Origin of the sequence: Pseudomonas sp. B1(2018) (assembly GCF_003097365.1) — a bacterium.
Classification (GTDB): Bacteria; Pseudomonadota; Gammaproteobacteria; order Pseudomonadales; family Pseudomonadaceae; genus Aquipseudomonas; species Aquipseudomonas laurylsulfatiphila.
In genome coordinates this window covers 1-3,303 of the sequence record NZ_PYUK01000042.1, presented here as the reverse complement: position 1 = coordinate 3,303, position 3,303 = coordinate 1, and the positions used below count along the sequence as shown (strand labels likewise).

Sequence of the window (3,303 nt, the reverse complement as noted above, 5' to 3'; positions counted from 1 at the left end):
CGGATCAGGCTAAGGTAAAATTTGTGAGTTGCTCTTTATGAGCAAGAATCGAATTTTCGGCGAATGTCGTCTTCATAGTATAACCAGATTGCTTGGGGTTATATGGTCAAGTGAAGAAGCGCATACGGTGGATGCCTTGGCAGTCAGAGGCGATGAAAGACGTGGTAGCCTGCGAAAAGCTTCGGGGAGTCGGCAAACAGACTTTGATCCGGAGATGTCTGAATGGGGGAACCCAGCCATCATAAGATGGTTATCTTGTACTGAATACATAGGTGCAAGAGGCGAACCAGGGGAACTGAAACATCTAAGTACCCTGAGGAAAAGAAATCAACCGAGATTCCCTTAGTAGTGGCGAGCGAACGGGGACTAGCCCTTAAGTGGCTTTGAGATTAGCGGAACGCTCTGGAAAGTGCGGCCATAGTGGGTGATAGCCCTGTACGCGAAAATCTCTTAGTCATGAAATCGAGTAGGACGGAGCACGAGAAACTTTGTCTGAATATGGGGGGACCATCCTCCAAGGCTAAATACTACTGACTGACCGATAGTGAACTAGTACCGTGAGGGAAAGGCGAAAAGAACCCCGGAGAGGGGAGTGAAATAGATCCTGAAACCGTATGCGTACAAGCAGTGGGAGCCCACTTTGTTGGGTGACTGCGTACCTTTTGTATAATGGGTCAGCGACTTATTTTCAGTGGCGAGCTTAACCGAATAGGGGAGGCGTAGCGAAAGCGAGTCTTAATAGGGCGTCTAGTCGCTGGGAATAGACCCGAAACCGGGCGATCTATCCATGGGCAGGTTGAAGGTTAGGTAACACTGACTGGAGGACCGAACCGACTACCGTTGAAAAGTTAGCGGATGACCTGTGGATCGGAGTGAAAGGCTAATCAAGCTCGGAGATAGCTGGTTCTCCTCGAAAGCTATTTAGGTAGCGCCTCATGTATCACTGTAGGGGGTAGAGCACTGTTTCGGCTAGGGGGTCATCCCGACTTACCAAACCGATGCAAACTCCGAATACCTACAAGTGCCGAGCATGGGAGACACACGGCGGGTGCTAACGTCCGTCGTGAAAAGGGAAACAACCCAGACCGTCAGCTAAGGTCCCAAAGTTATGGTTAAGTGGGAAACGATGTGGGAAGGCTTAGACAGCTAGGAGGTTGGCTTAGAAGCAGCCACCCTTTAAAGAAAGCGTAATAGCTCACTAGTCGAGTCGGCCTGCGCGGAAGATGTAACGGGGCTCAAACCATACACCGAAGCTACGGGTATCACCTTCGGGTGATGCGGTAGAGGAGCGTTCTGTAAGCCTGTGAAGGTGAGTTGAGAAGCTTGCTGGAGGTATCAGAAGTGCGAATGCTGACATGAGTAACGACAATGGGTGTGAAAAACACCCACGCCGAAAGACCAAGGTTTCCTGCGCAACGTTAATCGACGCAGGGTTAGTCGGTCCCTAAGGCGAGGCTGAAAAGCGTAGTCGATGGAAAACAGGTTAATATTCCTGTACTTCTGGTTATTGCGATGGAGGGACGGAGAAGGCTAGGCCAGCTTGGCGTTGGTTGTCCAAGTTTAAGGTGGTAGGCTGAGATCTTAGGTAAATCCGGGATCTTAAGGCCGAGAGCTGATGACGAGTTACCCTTTGGGTGACGAAGTGGTTGATGCCATGCTTCCAAGAAAAGCTTCTAAGCTTCAGATAACCAGGAACCGTACCCCAAACCGACACAGGTGGTTGGGTAGAGAATACCAAGGCGCTTGAGAGAACTCGGGTGAAGGAACTAGGCAAAATGGCACCGTAACTTCGGGAGAAGGTGCGCCGGTGAGGGTGAAGGACTTGCTCCGTAAGCCCACGCCGGTCGAAGATACCAGGCCGCTGCGACTGTTTATTAAAAACACAGCACTCTGCAAACACGAAAGTGGACGTATAGGGTGTGACGCCTGCCCGGTGCCGGAAGGTTAATTGATGGGGTTAGCTAACGCGAAGCTCTTGATCGAAGCCCCGGTAAACGGCGGCCGTAACTATAACGGTCCTAAGGTAGCGAAATTCCTTGTCGGGTAAGTTCCGACCTGCACGAATGGCGTAACGATGGCGGCGCTGTCTCCACCCGAGACTCAGTGAAATTGAAATCGCTGTGAAGATGCAGTGTATCCGCGGCTAGACGGAAAGACCCCGTGAACCTTTACTATAGCTTTGCACTGGACTTTGAATTTGCTTGTGTAGGATAGGTGGGAGGCTTTGAAGCGTGGACGCCAGTTCGCGTGGAGCCATCCTTGAAATACCACCCTGGCAACTTTGAGGTTCTAACTCAGGTCCGTTATCCGGATCGAGGACAGTGTATGGTGGGTAGTTTGACTGGGGCGGTCTCCTCCTAAAGAGTAACGGAGGAGTACGAAGGTGCGCTCAGACCGGTCGGAAATCGGTCGTAGAGTATAAAGGCAAAAGCGCGCTTGACTGCGAGACAGACACGTCGAGCAGGTACGAAAGTAGGTCTTAGTGATCCGGTGGTTCTGTATGGAAGGGCCATCGCTCAACGGATAAAAGGTACTCCGGGGATAACAGGCTGATACCGCCCAAGAGTTCATATCGACGGCGGTGTTTGGCACCTCGATGTCGGCTCATCACATCCTGGGGCTGAAGCCGGTCCCAAGGGTATGGCTGTTCGCCATTTAAAGTGGTACGCGAGCTGGGTTTAGAACGTCGTGAGACAGTTCGGTCCCTATCTGCCGTGGACGTTTGAGATTTGAGAGGGGCTGCTCCTAGTACGAGAGGACCGGAGTGGACGAACCTCTGGTGTTCCGGTTGTCACGCCAGTGGCATTGCCGGGTAGCTATGTTCGGAAAAGATAACCGCTGAAAGCATCTAAGCGGGAAACTTGCCTCAAGATGAGATCTCACTGGAACCTTGAGTTCCCTGAAGGGCCGTCGAAGACTACGACGTTGATAGGTTGGGTGTGTAAGCGCTGTGAGGCGTTGAGCTAACCAATACTAATTGCCCGTGAGGCTTGACCATATAACACCCAAGCAATTTGCTTACTTCGAAAGAAGCATCAGATTGCGGTGTGTGAAGACGAAACGAACCGAAAGTTCGAGAGACTCACAAAACACCCAGCTGTCACATACCCAATTTGCTGAAGCGAGGCCAACTGGCCACGACTCAGTACCCGAATTTCTTGACGACCATAGAGCGTTGGAACCACCTGATCCCATCCCGAACTCAGAAGTGAAACGATGCATCGCCGATGGTAGTGTGGGGTTTCCCCATGTGAGAGTAGGTCATCGTCAAGATTAAATTCCGAAACCCCAATTGCGAAAGCA

Annotated in this window: 2 rRNA genes; both read left to right on the top strand. The window is 51.4% G+C overall.

The annotated features are described in order from the left end of the window. The first annotated feature begins 104 nt into the window (after positions 1 to 104). Positions 105 to 2,998: ribosomal RNA gene (locus C9422_RS31920) — 23S ribosomal RNA — on the top strand. A 159-nt stretch (positions 2,999 to 3,157) separates the two neighbouring features. Next, a 5S ribosomal RNA gene (gene rrf / locus C9422_RS31915) occupies positions 3,158 to 3,273 on the top strand. Positions 3,274 to 3,303: the final 30 nt, after the last annotated feature.